We start from the raw sequence: 17,971 nt of genomic DNA, 5'->3' as shown, positions 1-17,971 counted from the left end.
AGTTGGCACGACTTAGGCTGTAGAACCTGATCAAAATCATCTGCATCGCTGGAACCAGTTTTCCTATTCACAGATTGCGTTACCAAAGGAAGTCTTTACGTCAGTTTGCCAGCGGCCTTTTTGCAAATCTACCGCCCTGGTAAAACCCTGGTAATAAAGTAACTACGGCTCATTCTATCGAATTCATGTAATTTAGTAGTTCAAATTGCCTTTTTATATAAATTGAAATTCCAATTAGTCAAATCAACATTACTATTGGTAACAATAAATATTCCCAACTTGCCAATATCTACACTAATAGTAAGCTAACTTGTACCATGAATGAGCCTAATACCTACCGTATTTTTATAGTTGAGGACGATCCCTGGTATGGTGAAGTACTTAAGTACCATCTATCCCTTAATCCTGATTATGAACTCTACCGATTTGCAACCGGGGAGGGCTGTCTGAAGTACCTCAGAACCTGTACACCCCACCTGATCACGATCGATTATTCCTTACCGGATACAAACGGAGCTGAGTTATTCCGGCGTATTCACGAACAATTACCTGATACACCGGTGATTGTGATTAGTGGTCAGAAAGATGTTGAAACGGCGGTTAGTCTGCTCCAGGCAGGTGTTCACGATTATTTAGTGAAGGATGATCGAACAAAAGATCTGCTCTGGAACGCCATTCTTAAGATTCGGGAAAATCAAAACCTGAAGCAGGAGATTGAACAATTACGCGAAGAACTGGGGCAGAAATATGACTTCAGCTCGATTATAAAAGGAAACAGCCCAGCGATTCGGAAGGTGTTTACGCTCGTTGAAAAAGCCGTTCGAACAAACATCAATATATCCATTACAGGCGAAACCGGAACCGGAAAAGAACTGGTTGCCAAAGCAATTCATTATCATTCTGATCGCCGGAAAAAGCCATTTGTTGCCGTTAATATGGCAGCTATTCCGCCCAGTTTAGCAGAAAGTGAATTATTCGGGCACGAAAAAGGGGCATTTACAGGTGCCATTTCCCGGAAAATCGGGCGGTTTGAAGAAGCCAATAAAGGGACTCTATTTCTGGATGAGATTGCCGAACTGGACTTGACCCTGCAAAGCAAGCTGCTGCGGGTGTTACAGGAACGAGAGCTTGTTCGGGTGGGGGGCAGCGAAAAAATAACGCTGGATATTCGGCTGGTGATTGCGTCTCACAAAAATTTACTGGAAGAGGTCAGGCAAGGTCGATTTCGGGAGGATTTGTACTATCGTCTTCTGGGCCTTCCTATTGCCCTGCCCCCGCTGCGCGATCGCCCAACCGATATCATGGTGTTAGCGCGCTTTTTTCTGGATGACTTTTGCAAAGCCAATAACTTCCCCTTCATGGCTATTTCTTCTCAGGCCACCGACAAATTAATGCACTATCCGTTTCCTGGTAACGTACGGGAACTGAAGTCGGTTATGGAGTTGGCGGCTGTGCTATGCGACGGAACGGAAATCAGGCCGGAAGACATTCTGCTGGCTTCCGACACAGAGGACATCTCCTTAAACTCCGGCGATAAGACCCTGCGGGATTATACGCTACAGGTGATTAAATCCTACCTAAAAAAATACGACAACAATGTGGTGCTGGTTGCCGAGAAGCTGGATATCGGCAAATCCACCATTTACAAAATGCTTCAGACTAATGAACTCACTTTATCCTGAAGCAAACCGCTAGTACTCGACCAATTTGGTCATTTTGATTCTTTGGGTTCTCTGGATGCTGTTGTTCTGAAAAGAAAAAGTTAACTCCATAGAATCCTGAGAATCTAGTTTTAGCGGAATCTTGAATCAATATACGCATGGAAAATGCCCACCCCTCTGCCCTACCCGAGCCATTGGCTTCACTAACATTACGTCAGGAAAACGAACAGCTTCGACGCGAAAAGCAACAACTGGAGGCCACGATTGCCCAACAGCAAACTGAAATGGCGCTAATTGAACAACGCTGGAAGTTTGCGCTGGAAGGCGTTGGCGACGCGATATGGGAGCTAAATCTGCAAACTGGAGCCATCTTCCGCTCGCCCAGATACCGCGAAATTCTGGGCTATAGCGTTGACGAAGTTCCCGATACAGTTCAAGGCTGGAGCGAGTTGCTACATCCGATGGACCGGGATTTGGCCCTCATTCCAGACCTGGATCAGTCCCCGCCTGACCAGTGGGCAAGCCATAGTATCGCGTATCGGCTTCTGGGTAAAGATGGATCGTACCGGTATTTTCTGGATCGGGGGCGGTTGTTTAGCTGTTCGGCAGACGGAAGACCCCTGCTGATGATTGGAACCACCACGGACATTACCGCCCAGAAACGCCGAGAGGAGGCAGTACGCTTACAGGCAAGCCGGTTAGCCAATCTAATCGCCGATTTACAGGAAGGCATTTTGCTCGAAGATGAGCACCGGACAATTGGGCTTGTCAATCAGCATTTCTGCGACCTGTTCTCGTTACCAGTAACGCCCGATCAGCTAAAAGGCATGGACTGCTCTGGAATGGCCGAACAAAGTAAGGATTTCTTCAAAAATCCAGACTGGTTTGTAAACCGGGTAAATCAGCTCCTGGCAGATCAACAGCCGGTTATTGGCGAAGAACTGGAACTGGCGGATGGGCGCATTTTTGAGCGAGACTATATCCCCGTTTTTACAGACGGTGTGTACGCCGGTCACCTCTGGAAATATTCAGACATTACGAAGCGGAAACGCGCCGAAGGTATTGCCGTTCACCTGAACGAAAAATACCAGCGGATTATTGAGAATATGAATCTGGGGTTGATTGAGGTTGACCTGGACGAACGCATCGTGTATACGAACCAGAGTTTCTGTACCATGAGCGGTTATGACCCCAATGAACTGATCGGGCAGATAGCAACGGATATTTTGCTCAAAGGCCAGAATATTCAGGTCATGAAGGAAAAAAATGATAGCCGATTGAAGGGTGTCATGGATGCCTATGAAGTAGCTGTTAAAAACAAACAGGGCGAAGCCATGTGGTGGCTGGTTAGTGGAGCACCCCTTTATTCGGATACAGGAGAAGTAATTGGCTCGACCGGCATTCACCTGGACATCACCAAGCAAAAGCAACTCGAATCCGAACTTCGGATTGCCAAGCAGGAAGCAGAACATTCATCCCACGCAAAAGAGCTTTTTCTGGCCAACATGAGTCACGAGATTCGTACGCCAATGAACGCAATCCTGAGCCTGGGGCAACAACTGGCCAAAACAACCCTAACCGATCATCAGCAGTTTTTTTTGAGCATGATCAATACCGCGGCCAGCAATCTGCTGGTCATTATTAATGACATCTTAGACTTTTCTAAAATAGAAGCAGGCCAGCTTGCCCTGGAGCATATCGGTTTTGATCTGGCCGATTTACTACAGCGTGCGGCACTGGTTATGACCCAGAATGCAACCGAAAAAGGCCTCCAATTACTAACAACCATTGATCCTGACCTGGCACCTGTGCTTATCGGCGATCCCTACCGACTGAATCAGATCTTGCTTAATCTGATTGGGAATGCGATCAAGTTTACGGATCACGGACGTGTACATGTACAGTGTGACTGCCTCACCATTGGGAACCAACAGGCCATTCACCTTATCGTAGCCGATACAGGTATTGGCATGGAGCCTGATTTTCAGCAGAATTTGTTCACAAAATTCACCCAGGAAGACGAGAGTATTGGGCGCCGGTACGGCGGAACAGGCCTGGGAATGAGTATTACCAAGCAGTTAGTTGAATTGATGGGTGGAGAGATTCGGGTGGAGAGCGTAAAACACAAAGGAACTACCGTAAGCGTATATGTATCCCTTCCAATTGGTGATCCGGAAAACCTTTTGGTGGATGAACAGGGGGTTCAGAATGACGAGGCTCTACAGTCGAAACGCGTTTTGTTAGTCGAGGATAATGAGATGAATCGACTAATTGTCAGAACTATTCTTGACCCCTACGAAATTGATCTGGTTGAGGTTACAAACGGATTGACTGCTGTAGATACCCTTAGAACCGACTCGTTTGATCTCGTACTCATGGATGTGCAAATGCCCGTTATGGATGGCCTGGAAGCAACCCGTATTATTCGACGAGAAATAAGCACCACTATTCCAATTATAGCACTAACGGCTAGTGCTATACGCAACGAAAAAGAGGCCTGCTATTCTGCTGGGATGAATGACTTTTTAGCAAAGCCGTTCGAGGAGAAAAGTCTGATTGAGAAACTAACGAAATGGCTGGTGGGAATAGACACGGTAACCGGATTAACTGCTACCAGCCCGGACAAGCCACTCTATAATTTAACGAAGCTGGAAGCCATCAGCCGGGGCGACGAAGAGTTTACACTAAAAATGATTCAACTGTTTTGTACAGAGGTGCCCATTGCTGCCACTGAGATCCGAGAAGCGTATGAATCAAAAGAGTATGCAAAAGCGAAATATGTGGCCCACCGAATAAAACCCTCCGTTGATATTATGGGACTACAGGCTCAGCTCGATGAGCTTCAACGCATTGAGGAATTGGCAGGCAACGAAACCAGTTCGCCGGAACTTGGTGAACTGATTATCAACTTTGAGCAGGAAATCAAGACGGCGGTTGACCACATGAAGGCTATGTATCTAACCGGAAATGAACTCAGCTAGCGCACAACTCGTAGTGTACAAACCCAAATAGCTCCTCGAACATAAAATCATTTAGCCCGTTTGGAAGTTTATAACAGAATCTATCAACACGACCGCCAGAATTAGGCTACTGATTCGTACCAGCGGCACTAAACCCTAGTTTTACAACTATGGAGGGACTATCCGATCAACTACCACCCAATGAGGATCAACCCTCTGCTCAGCAGGGAAATGTTGATGCCGCCAACGATTTTCTGTCCACATGCGACCGGTTGTCAACGGGTTACGATAGTGGATTTTACTGGGAGGACGTGCAACGGGCTTTACGCATTGCCTCAGGTTTAGAGAAATGGCCTGATTGATATCTGCAAAATCTATCCCTGACAGGGCATTGCCACGGGGCTTGTTTATACTAACTCAACATGCAAACTGCTTACGTACGATTACTTAGTGTACTCTTAATAGTACTAACTGCTGTCGGCCAACTTATGGCTCAGCAGACAACCGATGTACGCCAGGTTCGCTGGGGCTTTTCGCCAAAGCAAGTCAAGCAATCCGAATCCGTAAAACCTACCTCCATAAAGCGTGACAAAGTCGTTTATTCGCGCGTACCCTTGGCTACCCGGACAGTTGGCCTTGAGTATGAGTTCAACGGAGATTCGCTACTGTCCGCTACGTATTATTATTACACAACCCCTGCCATTACCGAGGCAGATGTACAAGCCGCGTCGGCTGAATTAGAGGCTTTGTTAACAGAAAAATATGGTCCTGGAAAAGTAGCTCAGGTGGGTGAACTCAGAACCGTAAACTGGCTGACACCAAGAACGCAAATTCGCCTGGCACTTGGCAATATAGACAGGGGCTGGTCTTTAGAAATCGGGTACCTATGTCGGGTTTGTGCGGGAGATCCCAAAACAACTGTACAACAGAAAGTCCCCTGGAAAGCCCTAAAAGACATTAAGGATTTATAACCGATCCTCCAGGCGATAACGCGTAAAAACCGCTTACTAAAAAGAGGCTAACCAACTAGTTTCGGTATCTCCAGACGTCCATTCAACCAGAGGTTTAACATGAGCGGGTAGGTTACTATCCATGCCAATTAATTTATCCACTATCTCCAAAGCCAGGTTAGTTGGAAGTGCTGAATAAAGATTACTAATTTCCATACCCTAAAAAAATCTTAGTAGTTCAGGTAAATTTACAACAGATAGGCACATAGTACATGTACCTTAACTCCTTCAATTCTGTAGAAAATAGTACCCACATGCTAAGCGAAGCATGATAGGCCAGCTGATTTTCAATAAATCGTGAGGCCGTGCACATTAACACAAAAAGTGGTTATACACTGCACAGACGCCCATTAGGCTCCATATAAGCGTAGCAAGTCAACTCGTGTAGCCATCTACGTATTCCTTTGGCAAACAAATTGTCTATACAGATCGATACCACCCCGCTCGATACGGCCAAACCTATACTTCAATGAAGCCTACCACCCTTAAAACGCATATGCGGCAGCCAGTACTTATTCTTAGCATCCTTGTCGGAAGTCTGATCGGTTTGTTTTTATACTGCGCAGCGCTAATTGACTGGGTACAGGATTACAAAACAGGGATTTACGCCCAAAACCAGCTCGAAGCGATACTCGAAACATCGGGTGTTCTGCTGTACTCCTACGCTGGTTTTCGATTTCTTCAATGGAGAGTACGATTATAAGGCTACCCAATCAAGCGAATTAACCCGGCTCAAGGATCAAAGTAATGGACTAATTACCAGGCATTCTGGTTCCCGATTCTATCTGTTCTATGTGATGAAACACGATTTACGCACACTAACCCTTTTTCTAGTTACCTTACTATTGTGCACGTTTACTCGCGCTAGAGGACAGTCTCTTCCAGTTTCTGAAGCCCATACAATCTTCATAACTACGAATTTAGCTGACAATCAGGCTTACATCGCCATTGGGAAGGTGCTGACAGAGCAATCTATCTTATTTTCAGTCACTAGCGATGGCATATTAATTAGTTCGCAGGGGAATACGTTTACTGATAACCAAGACGCCATTTTTGTTGGTCAACTAACGGTTACAGGCGGATTGGTAAAGCTAACCGGTCAAATGCGTACACCTTCAAAAGCCAATAGTAATGACCCAAGTGATAGTAAAGTCGTACCTATTGGGTATCAGAAAAGCAAAACCTCGGTATCAAAAGCAGGATTTATTTACATGAATGAATTGGCAAAAAAGTTAAAACCCGTTCTTCATGGCGTAATTCGTTATAAAGCCCAGAAAGGTACTATGTCTTGAAAAATAAGTTAGTTGCTTACTAAAACAGGCGAATAATCTTGTAGTTATCTGGCTATATTCATAGAATTAGGGGGTTGTATTTTATAAATTAGTTATAAAATACAACCCCCTAATTCTATGAATATAGCCAGAAGTTCATCAATAAAAAAGTCACCGTCGGTATGGTTACCGACGGTGACTTTTTTATTGATGAACTTAATAATTCTTCGAAAGCATCATACGTTATACGCTTCTGCCCTGAATCAGACGCAAAATTATTGCAATAACTGCAATAACTAGCAGGATGTGAATTATGCCACCCATGCCGAAGCTATTAAAGCCTAAAAAACCTAGTAGCCAAATGATGATAAGTACCACCGCAATGGTGTATAATAGATTGCCCATGTGTTTATTACTTTTAATGATAAATTAACTTCAACTTATAGCATAAACTATCCTTATTTGAATATGTTATAAAAATTAGTAATTCTATTGTCTGAACTCAATAAAAAAACAAATATTTTGTACAGAACAGTGCATTTAAGTAGCTGCCAGCACGAATACATAGCATCGTTAATAAACAAATATAAATTCATTAACATTTTCTCATATTACTTTTTACAATTATCTTTTTTAGCAGGTAATTAAACTAAATAAGCTACATCTACTCTACTTCTGTCTTTATAGGCTATAATCATGGCACAAGTCCGTTTTAATTAACTTTTTTTTCTGTTTTTAGCTAACAAACTAACCAGTTTGCTGTTACTACCAATAGTACCTTTTTTATTCATTAAAAAAAATCATTTACTATGAGAATGTTCTCCAAACTTCTGGTAGCAACTCTTATGAGCACAGCTATCTTTTCGTCTTGCAGCCGTCCTGTTGCTTATTTTCAACCTACTGCACGTGAACAATTTAAATCGGCTCAAACCAATGTAGCGGCACCATCAGTTGAAGTAACTCAGCCAGTCTTAGCACAAGAATCAGTAACTACACAACCTGTTGTCTCAGCTCAGGAAGTGGCAGCTCCCCAACAAATTTCACAAGCGAAACAGGCTGTTAGTCAGCTAGAAACGTATGTTCGAAACGACAACACACTGGCATCAAACAAGAAATTAGTTAAGCGAATGAATCGGGTGAATGAATTATTGTCATCATCTAAAGCTCAGACTGCTTTATCATCAAAGACTGCCTCTGCGCAAAAAACGACACTCATGCAGCGCGTGATGTTGAAGCAATTAGATAAGAAGATAAAAAATCATTTGTCTCCTGAGAAAACAATGGCCAAATCTGTTCTGACAATTGGCTTAATTGTTGCGATCATTGGCCTAATACTTTTACTTCTTAACGTTGCTACGCCACTTGGTTTAATTGCTTTAATTGTAGGTTTAGCTCTTGTTCTAGTTGACCTTCTTCGATAATCAACGGAGTTAAATTACTACTATAATTCAATAGGCGTAGAAAGAGATCTTTCTACGCCTATTGAATTATAGGCCAGCTATGGTATAAAGCGTATTTACTTTAAAGACAAATCCAGGAGTTAGCTAAATCTTGCAATAGACAATATCTATACAGTTTACCTTTCTTATTCAGCAATTAGTCAGGTTGATAGACTAGTAAGTCAACGACAAAATAAGCTATAGCCTATACTATATAATACGCATAGTCTGTATACTATTATTTATACAGACTAATTATATATAAGAATAGAAATTGCTAGAGTACCGTCTGCTAGCTTCCACTTTCCTGATCAGTAGCGTTAATCCGGTACTGCCTAAACTAGCATATTTTAGAGGGTATTTATATAGTTCCCTTATATCTATACTTCGTTTTAGCGTAACAAGTTGGTGAAATTGATTTTCTTATAACAGTAATTGACAAAACAAATACCTAAATAGTTGAGCTTCAGGGCTGGCCTTACAGAAGCAAAGTAAATAAGAATGAAAAACGAATTTCTTTGTACTGAACTACCAGAAATCACATTATTGAAATAGTGCTCAACGTGACAAATAAAGCCGAAGAAACTCTCAAGCTGTCCCTGATTTATAGTAAAATTTCTTATGAAACACTTATCTAGTAAACTAACGATAGAAAACAACGCAGCTCTATAGAATTTCAACTAATTGACAAGACTAGTTTACCAGATTGTCCCTTCGCAACTAAACAAGGCAGTTGACCCGCGGCTTTCTACACAACTAACGTCTCTGCGCTATTTCATTCTTTATAGGAGAGCCATATAGTGTAATCTGGCCGCTAGCTAAAATCAGGCCACTTTAACTTTCATGGGCTGCTGTAGCAGTATCCTATAGGAGAGCTTCTGCCTGGCATTTGCTTCCCAACCTAGCCCAATAGCCTTAAAAACGCCTTAATTCATATGATTGAGCCGTCAATTGGTTAGCTAAACCGGTCAGAATCAACTGGACGGTCATTTTTAAGAAAAAAAACAAAATTATTTTCCTTAAAGTGGCGTAGATTTTGCGATGGAGTATATACTATTCATCAGGAGAGACTATGGACATTCACGCCTACCAGCGCCTTAATTTTAGAGAAGAGAGTTCATTTACGTATCGCCGTCGGCTTCAGGCTTTTGCTATTGCCAATCGCTTCCCCAGAGCAAGTAATTATATCTATGTAGCCGATCAAATAGTACATCTTGGCTTAATCAGCGAATTTAAACAGTTTAATCCAGCTTCGGAGATTAAACAATGGGACGAGTAATCAAAACTCGTTCGTTTTCTGATACCTGGTAGATGAGGCATCGATCCAGATAGTAATTAAATAGTTTGAAAAAGGCTTACGGAAATCTCATTCCTAAACGGGATTCATAAATCAGTTGCAATTTGTGGTTAACAACTCAAAGGCATTGCAATAGCCTAGTTCGTAGACTCCCTCCCAATACCGCTTCCAGGGATTAGTTGGTACTCCTCAAGTTTCTACTGATAAGACAGCCCACAAAAGGGTTAGCTTATTTCGGTGGGGTCATTTGGTCATACACTACTACAGACACAATCCGACCAGCAGGATATCTGCCAGGCGATAGGTACATTTGCCAACTTGATGAAAGTCTCCAACTTGTAAAAAGTGGTCATGGATAGTTTGGTTCATAGACACCAAATTAACTACATCAATCATCAGCCCGGTTCATGCAGTTGCCCTGTCTGTTATTTATTGATCGCTCGAATTCTGTTTTTTACGTATGAGACCACTGATCCCATTTTGTATTTTACTATACCTGCTTAGTTCATGTACGGAAAAAAAGCAAAATGAAAAACCTGAATTTACCGATATACCTGCTTCGCAACTCTCTGGAAAAGAGCTGTCGATAGCGCACTGCAGCCGGTGTCATGCGTATGTGAGCCCCGAATTACTAGCAAAATCGAATTGGAGAGATGTGCTTCCTGCTATGGGCCATCGGATGGGCATATACAGTGGCGGAATTAGACCCGACAGTTTGTTTGATGAGGGCGAAAGCGGCTCTATTGTGCGTGATGCCACTATCTTTCCAGAAAGGCCAGTTCTGGCAAAAGAAGATTGGCGTAAACTAGTGGACTATTACATTGAGCATGCACCAGACACCCTCTTACCTCCCCTTCGCAATCATAAGATCAAGTTAGGACTAAAGCATTTCAGCTACAAAGAAACTTCCTTCTCCAATCAGCCAGCATTGACCACACTGGTCAAAATTCTTCCTGATAATCGAGGTATCGTGTTTGGTGATGGCAAAAGTAGACGCAATAACTTAACAGTTCTAACCCCCGATCTTCAGGAGAATTATAGTATCAGGTTGCCCTCAACACCTATTCATTTTTATGAGAAATCAAACGAGTTATACCTGACTACGATTGGGAAGGGCGTTTTTCCAACCGATGCAGCGAATGGAGCCATGCAAAGATGGGTGAAAAGTGGAGCGGAGCCAGGCTATAAACTAGAGAGTATTGCTATTCCAACGTTACGTCGGCCCGTTTTTATGGCATACGGTGATTTGAATAAAGATGGATTTGAGGATGTAGTGGCCTGTGAATTTGGCAATCAAACCGGGCAATTGGCCTGGTACGAAAATAACGGGAAAGGGGGGTATGAAACAAAAATTCTGCGTGCAAAACCCGGCGCGAGCACTGCGATAATTAAGGACGCCAATAACGATGGGCTACTGGATATTTATGTGCTTATGGCGCAGGGCGATGAGGGTATTTTTCTTTATGAAAATCAAGGATCGGGCAAATTCAAGGAAAAACGACTGCTATCTTTCTTACCCCTAAATGGGTCTCAACACATTGAATTGGCCGATTTTAATAAAGATGGGTTTGATGATATCGTATATACGTGTGGAGACAATGCAGACAAAACACCGATATTAAAGAAGTATCACGGTATTTATATTTTTCTGAATGACGGGAAATCCAACTTCAACCAATCGTACTTCTACCCATTGAATGGCGCCTATAAGGCAATGGTGCGAGATTATGATTTGGATGGTGACTTGGATATAGCGGCTATTTCGTTTTTCCCAGACTACCTGCGCTATCCAGAGGAAAGTTTTATCTATTTGGAAAATAAAGGGAAATTAAAATTTGACGATTACTCATTTCCCGAAGCCTCGAAGGGAAGATGGGTCGTAATGGATGCGGGCGATATGGATGCCGATGGAGATATTGACCTTGTGTTGGGGTCGTTTGTCTATTTTATACCACAAGGGGATACCACTGGACTCGGCAAAAAATGGCTATCAACCGGCCCCTCTGTCATTGTTTTGAAAAACACCATTCGGTAGTTCTGACGCAACTCCCACCGTCATCAATGGGTATTAGCTACGGCCGATACGCCGGAAGGCAGTTTTTGAGGTGTAGTAGTAGGGCCCAGGATCGTGATACGTCCGTTTTTCACCTGCATACGATCAATACATACAACCCGTTCGGTGCCGGATTTGGCAGTTCTTGCGTGGTAGACGCAGAACATTTCTTTGCCGTCTGGCGAGTAAGCAATGCTGTTATGCCCCGTGCCTGTTACGGAGCCCCCTTTATCGGTATTTTTTTGCATTACCGGATTATTAGCCGCTTTCTTGTAAGGCCCTAATGGCGAGCTGGACGTAGCGTACCCAATGGCGTAATACTGACCGCCGAAGTGATTAGCCGAGTACATCATGTAATACGTGTTGTCTTTTTTAAACGCAACCGACCCTTCCGTCCAACGGCGGTTCACTTCGCGCGACGTAACGGACCGACTTTCCCATTCGGCCTGTTTATCGCTAAGGCCAACGGGTGGTCTCAATAGTAAAACGGGCTCACCAATGACTCCTGAAAAATCTGGTTTGAGTTCGATGCCGTACACCCAACTCTCTTCAATTTCGTTGAACCATCCTTTTTGCCGGGCTAGATCGGCCACTTCACTTTTTACCGGATGTTTGTAGCAGCAACGCGAAAAATACAAATACGCTTTGCCATTGGTGTCAAAAAAAACATTGGCGTCAATGATAGGATAGCCAGGATCAAAAATTGGTTTGTTAGCCAGATCAATAAACGGGCCGGTAGGCTTGTCGGACACGGCCACGCCAATACGGAAATTTTCCACTTCCTGAGTCGGATTTACCTGCCATTGTGCACTGTAAAACAGGTAATATTTCCCCTTTACTTCATACACCTCGGGTGCCCAATAAGCACCGCCCCACTTCGCTTTTGGGTCGCTCCAGCCATTTCGGTTATTATGAAAATACACCTGCCCCTCTGCCTTCCAGTTCACCATATCTATTGATGAATAAGCAGCAAACCCTTTATCTGCACCACCGCCCGTTCCATACATGTAGTAGGTACCCTTGGTGTATAAAACGTAAGGATCACCAAATTGGACTGCTAGAGGGTTGGTATAAGTGGCTTTGTTCGTGGTAATGCCTTGTACTGTCTGAGCCCTTGATTGGGTTGAAAACAAGGAAATGAATATGCAAAACAGGAGCAATATTTTTTTCATGGTAACGATCTTTTTGAACTTGAGCCACCCGTCAAACGCCTTCTTGATAGGCTCGTCTGACCAGGAAAGGCATTAATGGGTTGTAGGCTACTAATTAAAAGTTGGGCCTAGTTTAAAACGTTCACATCTGCCCTACTTGAGTGCCCTGAATCCGCCGATGCAATCTGGAAAATCGATTTTAATTTCCAATACCGTCCACTGAAATCTGTACCATACGGGCCTTTCCTACGGTTTCGGATGGGAATTGAGCAAGTCCATTACCGCCCATAGTGTCGTCATCAAGCATGCGTCCGGCGAAAAGGCCAGCCATCAACCAAGAATGGTCTGTAATATATTCCGGAGCGGTTCTGGCAAGGGAGTAGGACGACGGGTATTACGATCCACATACACATGGACGAAGTGGCCCTGAGCGGCTGCATAATCCTGGTCATTTTTAAAAATAGCCAGTTCATACCGTACACTGGAATTGCCGATATGAGTAACCGCCAGTCCAACTGTTATAGCTTCTGGGAAGGAAACAGAACTGAAATAAGAACACTGAGTTTCGACTACTAACCCAATAACAGGGCCTGCTTGTATATCAAGAGCCTGATTTACGATTAGAAACTGATTGACAACGGTATCAAACCAGCTATAGTAAACAACATTATTGACGTGTCCATACACATCATTGTCCATCCATCGAGTCATAATGGATTGAAAGTAGTAGAATTCACTACGGGTTTTGGCTAGGGTACGCATCGGTTCAACGCTGGAATTACAAGAGTTGGGCAACCGGTCAACATGCGACCAGCTTTGGTCTAATGTTACAAAAAAGACGTCATCCAACTATAATTTTATCATGCAGACACTGCCCGTCGTTCCGTCCAGTGTAGTCTACCCACTACTAAAGTGAAAAATAATGCCACTTCTGTTACAGCCTGCACAATAAAGAGATCATACCTACGTTTTTAGATTGTTATGTTTCTTAAGCCTCAGCCGTTGAACCGCTGGGGCTTTTTTTGTTCATTAAGCTAGATTCTGCTCATTGAGGGTAACGCTTACACGTAATCATTTTTTGAAATCTGCCGCTACTCCTTATGAACTAGAGAGCGAAAGCAAATGAAGCCGCGATTGTGCCTGATTGTTTAATTGATTTATCAGTAATGTATGATGAGCCAGTTTTCTGTACTGCTCCTTCGTTGTCTGTTTCTGGGCTTTATCTCCCTGACTTACATCCAGAAACAGTTCTTCTAAAGTTGCCTGCATAGCAGAAACCAAATCAACCAACTGATTTATAGGGCATTGACCTAGATAAATAGCACCTACTTCAGTTAATTGGTCAGGATCTGTCGCTTGGTGAATATAGGCAGATAACTCTCGGTAATTAGTATATAAATTGGCAACTGCTTCTGTCCACTCAGTTACTACCTGCTCAGGGTTGAAATCATCGGATGAACTTAAATCATCTCCGGATAGATGATTAGTCATTTTGAACGTTTGTTTAACTCTTAGCTATATATAATGGCCAAAAGTTAAACATAAAATTGACTTAATCAATCCAGAATGCATTCTAATCAGTTTTTTTGTTCCTTTTAAGGCGCACTTTGGTTATCTATGATTAGTTCCTCAACCTAGCTTTGTTACCTACGTTATTTGTAGTGATGGTCACTAACTACCTCTTATACCGGCAAATAGATGCTGAATGTAGCACCCCGACCAGGCTGACTCGTAGCCGTAATAGCGCCACCATGATTAGCAGCCACTTTTTCACAGATAGCCAGCCCAATACCTGTCCCTTCAAACTCTCTTTTGCTGTGTAACCGTTGGAAGACCTGAAAGATGCGGTCGACATACTTTTGGTCAAACCCAATTCCGTTATCGGATACATCAATACGATGATAGGTAGATGTAATCCGGGTTGGCTTAACTAATGCGGGCAAATTTAACGCGCTCACTCGCTCCGTTGATACCCGAATTATAGGCGTGAGGTCTGGCTGGCGAAACTTCAGTGCGTTACTCAATAGGTTCTGGAACAACTGCCCTAGCTGCGAGGAGTCGCCCGAAATAGTGGGCAGAGGATCTACCATGACTACGGCACCCGTTTCCTGTATTCGAAGATCTAAGTCCGTCAGAACCGAGTGGAGAACATCAGACAGAGATACCCGTCCACTGGCGTCACGCTGGGTTGAAATGCGGGAGAAGCTCAGCAAATCCCGAATTAATCTCGACATCCGGCTAGCAGCCGACTGCATGCGCTCCAGATAAACGCCTTCATCGCCCGATAGACCCGTATAACGTGTCTTCAACAAATCACCGAATTGCTGAATCTTACGCAAGGGCTCCTGTAAGTCATGACTGGCGATATAAGCAAACTTCTCCAGGTTTTCATTCGAACGTTTTAGATCCTGAATAGAATCTTGCAATTGCTGGGTCCGCTCCTGAACCTGGGCATCTAATTCAGCGGATAGTATTCGATAGCGTTCCTCGCTTTCTTCTATTTTTTGTCTTGCCAACACCTGCTGGGTAACATCAGTAGCAACCACTAGTACGCCCACAATATCCTTTTTATCAGCCACTCCATTGAACTCTACCAAAGCGTCATGGCTAACATTATCCTGAGGCTGGTAGGTTAGATCTACATATATAGTTTCTAATTGATTCTGTCGGACAATTTCTACGGCAACTTCCTTAGCTACATAAGGGACTCCAGTAGCCATTACCTGGTTGAGCAACTGGTCGAAACCTTGCCCAACCAGTTCCGGTAAGGCTTCCAGCAAGGGTTTGCCAATCAACTCTTTGGGCTTCCGGCCAACTAACTCCCCATAAAAGGGATTAGCCAGGCGAAAGCGAAGGTCATCACCACTAATGATCGCAATAGCCACTGGCGATTGCTCAAAAGAAGCCAGCATCTGTCGCTGGCTTTCCTCAATTTGCTGCTGGGCAAGAACTTGCCGGGTCACATCAACAGCCATATCCATGATGCCATAGACTTCACCAGTCGTATTACGTAATGGTTTATACGTAAAGTCGAAATAATAAGTATCCACCACTCCATCGACCGCCAATTCGGCACGTGCTCCTTTTTCTTCGTAGGTCTTGCCGCTGGTGAATACCTCATCAAGTATCCTTAAAAAAGGTTGGCCTACTAACTCAGGAACAGCTTCTCGTAAAGGGTGGCCTAGTGCAGACTGACTCTTTCCCCAGTAACCGAGCATAATTTCATTTGCCACCTCTATCCGCATATCCCGACCCACAAATAGACAGGTAGCAATGGGAGCTTCTTCAATTAACGCACGGAATCTGACTTCACTTTGTTGCAACGCTTCACGACCAGCCACCAGTTCTTCAATATCAAGACAGAATCCTGCGTAACCCGCATAGCTACCATCATCCTGATAATAAGGGTCACCGGCTGCCTGGCACCAGACAACTCGTCCATCCCCTTTTTTAATTCGGAACAAAACATCGTAATGCGCCCGTGTTCGAATAGCGGCTAAAAATGCATCAATACTTCGCTGTCGGTCTTCATCAATAATTACGTTGGTCCAACCTGCCCCCAAGAGGTCATTGTAGGGCATACCCGTCCAGTCAACCAAAGTTTTATTCAGGTAGGTAACTCCCCCTGCTTCATCCGATAGCCACAGACCAGTTGGTGAACTGTTGGTTACGTTACGAAATAACGTATCGCTCTGGTGTTGCGCCTGCGCAAACCGTTCTTCGGCTTCCAGAAGTGCCTGACGTTGCTTTTCCTGTTCCGTAATGTCGCGTACCGTCCCCGAGTAAGTGATGGGATTTCCCACTTCATCGTACTCCAATCCACCCATTACACTGACATGGTGAACCGACCCATCCTCCCAAATAACCCGGATTTGGTAATAGAAGTCGCCCGTTTGCGCCCCCAATTTATTAGCGACTTCTCTTAACGGTAGATCGTCAGTATGCACATAATTGGTAAAGTCTTGCCGGGTAAATCCTTTTTTCGTGGCATCGCCCGTTATAATAGCGGCATAAGCGGGCGAATACGCTATTTTCCCAGTTGCTAAATCAACGCGAAAAAGGCCAATACCTGCGCTTTTGATAGCAAGTTCGGCCAGTTGTTCAGCAGTTGCGGTTTCTTCCTGTGCTTTTCGTTCGCTGGTTATATCCTGCAAAGTGCCGTTAAATCGGTATGCTATTTTTTGCTCTGTAAACCAGGTTTTTCCTTTTGCCCGAACAATTCGCTCGCTTCCGTTCACAGGATGCACGATGGTATAGTCAATCGCATAGCGCCCCCCTGATCTATAATCTAATGCCTGCTCAATCGCCTTAATCACCCGTGGGCGATCTTTGTCGGCAATAACTTCTGTTGCTTTTGACAGGAGCACTTCATCGTCTGGTAAAAGACCAAACCAATCTTTCAACCGAGCATTTGCGGTAAACTTATTTGTCAATGGATTCAAATCCCAGGTACCTAACTCGGTGGCCTCAATGGCAAACTCTAACAGGTCTTTACTTTCCTGCAAATGCTGAACACTAACTATTTTTTCTGTTGTTTCTGTACAAGTAACCAAAACCCCGGTCGGTTGACCGGACTCATCTTTTACAGGGCTGTAACTAAAGGTCCAATAAACGTCTTCTAACTGGCCATTGCGATAAATAGGTATGAGTTGGTCTTCACTCCAGGTAGCTTCTCCTCCGGTCAGTACCTGATCAATTAAAGGCTTAATGGTAGGCCATATTTCTGGCCAGCATTCGGCTCCGGATTGCCCAAGCGCTTTAGGATGTTTTCCATTGTTTCCCAGACTAGGGCGGTAGGCATCGTTATAAAACTGAATAAGCTCAGGCCCCCACCATAGGAACATGGGAAACTTTGAGGTAAGTAATATACTCACCGTAGTCCGCAGGCTTTGTGGCCAATGGTCAGGAGAACCCAGTACTGTGGTTGACCAATCGTAACGACGCGTAAGTTCGCCCATCTCCCCACCTGCCTGTAAAAAAGGGTAATGATTCGCCGTAGAGGTATTCAATACGAAAAAGTTAATGATTACTGCAAGTTAACCAGATAGCTTCATCAAGGTTCTAAATATGCCCAAAAAGCTCTTATCGGCCAAAGATGTATGAACAGGAGATTCGGTGTATTGCCGTTG

Annotated in this window: 14 protein-coding genes; 9 read left to right on the top strand and 5 right to left on the bottom strand. The window is 43.9% G+C overall.

Going from position 1 to position 17,971, the window contains the following annotated elements:
- Positions 1-317 precede the first annotated feature (317 nt).
- The 6 genes from ACYVGO_RS35915 (at position 318) to ACYVGO_RS35890 (ending at position 6,923) form a co-directional block, all read left to right on the top strand.
- Positions 318-1,682, top strand: a complete 1,365-nt coding sequence (locus tag ACYVGO_RS35915) for a sigma-54-dependent transcriptional regulator (RefSeq protein WP_142774336.1) — start codon at positions 318-320, stop codon at positions 1,680-1,682.
- 137 nt (positions 1,683-1,819) lie between these two features.
- Entirely contained in the window at positions 1,820-4,642 is a 2,823-nt protein-coding gene (locus ACYVGO_RS35910; RefSeq protein WP_460973489.1) for a PAS domain S-box protein, read from the top strand.
- A 149-nt stretch (positions 4,643-4,791) separates the two neighbouring features.
- A complete protein-coding gene (locus tag ACYVGO_RS35905; protein WP_142774338.1) occupies positions 4,792-4,983 on the top strand; it encodes a hypothetical protein in 192 nt (63 codons plus the stop codon).
- Between the two features lie 126 nt (positions 4,984-5,109).
- Positions 5,110-5,592: a hypothetical protein gene (locus ACYVGO_RS35900; protein WP_460973488.1), complete on the top strand. Its 483-nt coding sequence runs from the start codon at positions 5,110-5,112 to the stop codon at positions 5,590-5,592.
- A gap of 508 nt (positions 5,593-6,100) precedes the next feature.
- Complete coding sequence (locus ACYVGO_RS35895) at positions 6,101-6,334, top strand: hypothetical protein (protein ID WP_142774339.1); 234 nt, start codon at positions 6,101-6,103, stop codon at positions 6,332-6,334.
- 94 nt (positions 6,335-6,428) lie between these two features.
- A complete protein-coding gene (locus ACYVGO_RS35890; RefSeq protein WP_460973487.1) occupies positions 6,429-6,923 on the top strand; it encodes a hypothetical protein in 495 nt (164 codons plus the stop codon).
- A 222-nt stretch (positions 6,924-7,145) separates the two neighbouring features.
- On the opposite strand, the gene ACYVGO_RS35885 is transcribed toward ACYVGO_RS35890, so the two are convergent.
- Positions 7,146-7,307, bottom strand: a complete 162-nt coding sequence (locus ACYVGO_RS35885; protein WP_142774341.1) for a lmo0937 family membrane protein — start codon at positions 7,305-7,307, stop codon at positions 7,146-7,148.
- 440 nt (positions 7,308-7,747) lie between these two features.
- Here ACYVGO_RS35885 and ACYVGO_RS35880 point away from each other — a divergent pair, with 440 nt between their 5' ends.
- The 3 genes from ACYVGO_RS35880 (at position 7,748) to ACYVGO_RS35870 (ending at position 11,673) form a co-directional block, all read left to right on the top strand.
- Positions 7,748-8,323, top strand: a complete 576-nt coding sequence (locus ACYVGO_RS35880) for a hypothetical protein (RefSeq protein ID WP_246859208.1) — start codon at positions 7,748-7,750, stop codon at positions 8,321-8,323.
- A 1,090-nt stretch (positions 8,324-9,413) separates the two neighbouring features.
- Positions 9,414-9,620: a hypothetical protein gene (locus ACYVGO_RS35875; RefSeq protein WP_142774342.1), complete on the top strand. Its 207-nt coding sequence runs from the start codon at positions 9,414-9,416 to the stop codon at positions 9,618-9,620.
- A gap of 478 nt (positions 9,621-10,098) precedes the next feature.
- Positions 10,099-11,673: an FG-GAP repeat domain-containing protein gene (locus ACYVGO_RS35870; protein WP_460973486.1), complete on the top strand. Its 1,575-nt coding sequence runs from the start codon at positions 10,099-10,101 to the stop codon at positions 11,671-11,673.
- Positions 11,674-11,696: 23 nt separating this feature from the next.
- Here ACYVGO_RS35870 and ACYVGO_RS35865 read toward each other — a convergent pair whose 3' ends face one another.
- The 4 genes from ACYVGO_RS35865 to ACYVGO_RS35850 form a co-directional block, all read right to left on the bottom strand.
- Positions 11,697-12,863, bottom strand: coding sequence for a glycoside hydrolase family 43 protein (locus ACYVGO_RS35865; protein WP_460973485.1), 1,167 nt, complete (start codon positions 12,861-12,863; stop codon positions 11,697-11,699).
- Positions 12,864-13,172: 309 nt separating this feature from the next.
- Positions 13,173-13,604: an acyl-CoA thioesterase gene (locus ACYVGO_RS35860; protein WP_460973484.1), complete on the bottom strand. Its 432-nt coding sequence runs from the start codon at positions 13,602-13,604 to the stop codon at positions 13,173-13,175.
- Positions 13,605-13,940: 336 nt separating this feature from the next.
- Positions 13,941-14,333 (bottom strand): hypothetical protein, encoded by a 393-nt coding sequence (locus ACYVGO_RS35855; protein WP_460973483.1) that lies wholly within the window; start codon positions 14,331-14,333, stop codon positions 13,941-13,943.
- Positions 14,334-14,524: 191 nt separating this feature from the next.
- Positions 14,525-17,851, bottom strand: a complete 3,327-nt coding sequence (locus ACYVGO_RS35850; protein ID WP_460973482.1) for a PAS domain-containing sensor histidine kinase — start codon at positions 17,849-17,851, stop codon at positions 14,525-14,527.
- Positions 17,852-17,971: the final 120 nt, after the last annotated feature.

The organism is Spirosoma migulaei, assembly GCF_054776855.1.
This window is presented reverse-complemented; position numbering and strand designations above follow the sequence as displayed.

Bases quoted from the DNA above. Each gene is read 5' to 3' on its own strand.
- ACYVGO_RS35870 (WP_460973486.1), top strand. From the start codon at position 10,099: ATGAGACCACTGATCCCATTTTGTATTTTACTATACCTGCTTAGTTCA.
- ACYVGO_RS35865 (WP_460973485.1), bottom strand. From the start codon at position 12,863: ATGAAAAAAATATTGCTCCTGTTTTGCATATTCATTTCCTTGTTTTCA.
- ACYVGO_RS35855 (WP_460973483.1), bottom strand. From the start codon at position 14,333: ATGACTAATCATCTATCCGGAGATGATTTAAGTTCATCCGATGATTTC.
- ACYVGO_RS35910 (WP_460973489.1), top strand. From the start codon at position 1,820: ATGGAAAATGCCCACCCCTCTGCCCTACCCGAGCCATTGGCTTCACTA.
- ACYVGO_RS35905 (WP_142774338.1), top strand. From the start codon at position 4,792: ATGGAGGGACTATCCGATCAACTACCACCCAATGAGGATCAACCCTCT.
- ACYVGO_RS35860 (WP_460973484.1), bottom strand. From the start codon at position 13,604: ATGCGTACCCTAGCCAAAACCCGTAGTGAATTCTACTACTTTCAATCC.
- ACYVGO_RS35900 (WP_460973488.1), top strand. From the start codon at position 5,110: ATGGCTCAGCAGACAACCGATGTACGCCAGGTTCGCTGGGGCTTTTCG.
- ACYVGO_RS35885 (WP_142774341.1), bottom strand. From the start codon at position 7,307: ATGGGCAATCTATTATACACCATTGCGGTGGTACTTATCATCATTTGG.
- ACYVGO_RS35880 (WP_246859208.1), top strand. From the start codon at position 7,748: ATGAGCACAGCTATCTTTTCGTCTTGCAGCCGTCCTGTTGCTTATTTT.
- ACYVGO_RS35895 (WP_142774339.1), top strand. From the start codon at position 6,101: ATGAAGCCTACCACCCTTAAAACGCATATGCGGCAGCCAGTACTTATT.
- ACYVGO_RS35890 (WP_460973487.1), top strand. From the start codon at position 6,429: ATGAAACACGATTTACGCACACTAACCCTTTTTCTAGTTACCTTACTA.
- ACYVGO_RS35875 (WP_142774342.1), top strand. From the start codon at position 9,414: ATGGACATTCACGCCTACCAGCGCCTTAATTTTAGAGAAGAGAGTTCA.
- ACYVGO_RS35915 (WP_142774336.1), top strand. From the start codon at position 318: ATGAATGAGCCTAATACCTACCGTATTTTTATAGTTGAGGACGATCCC.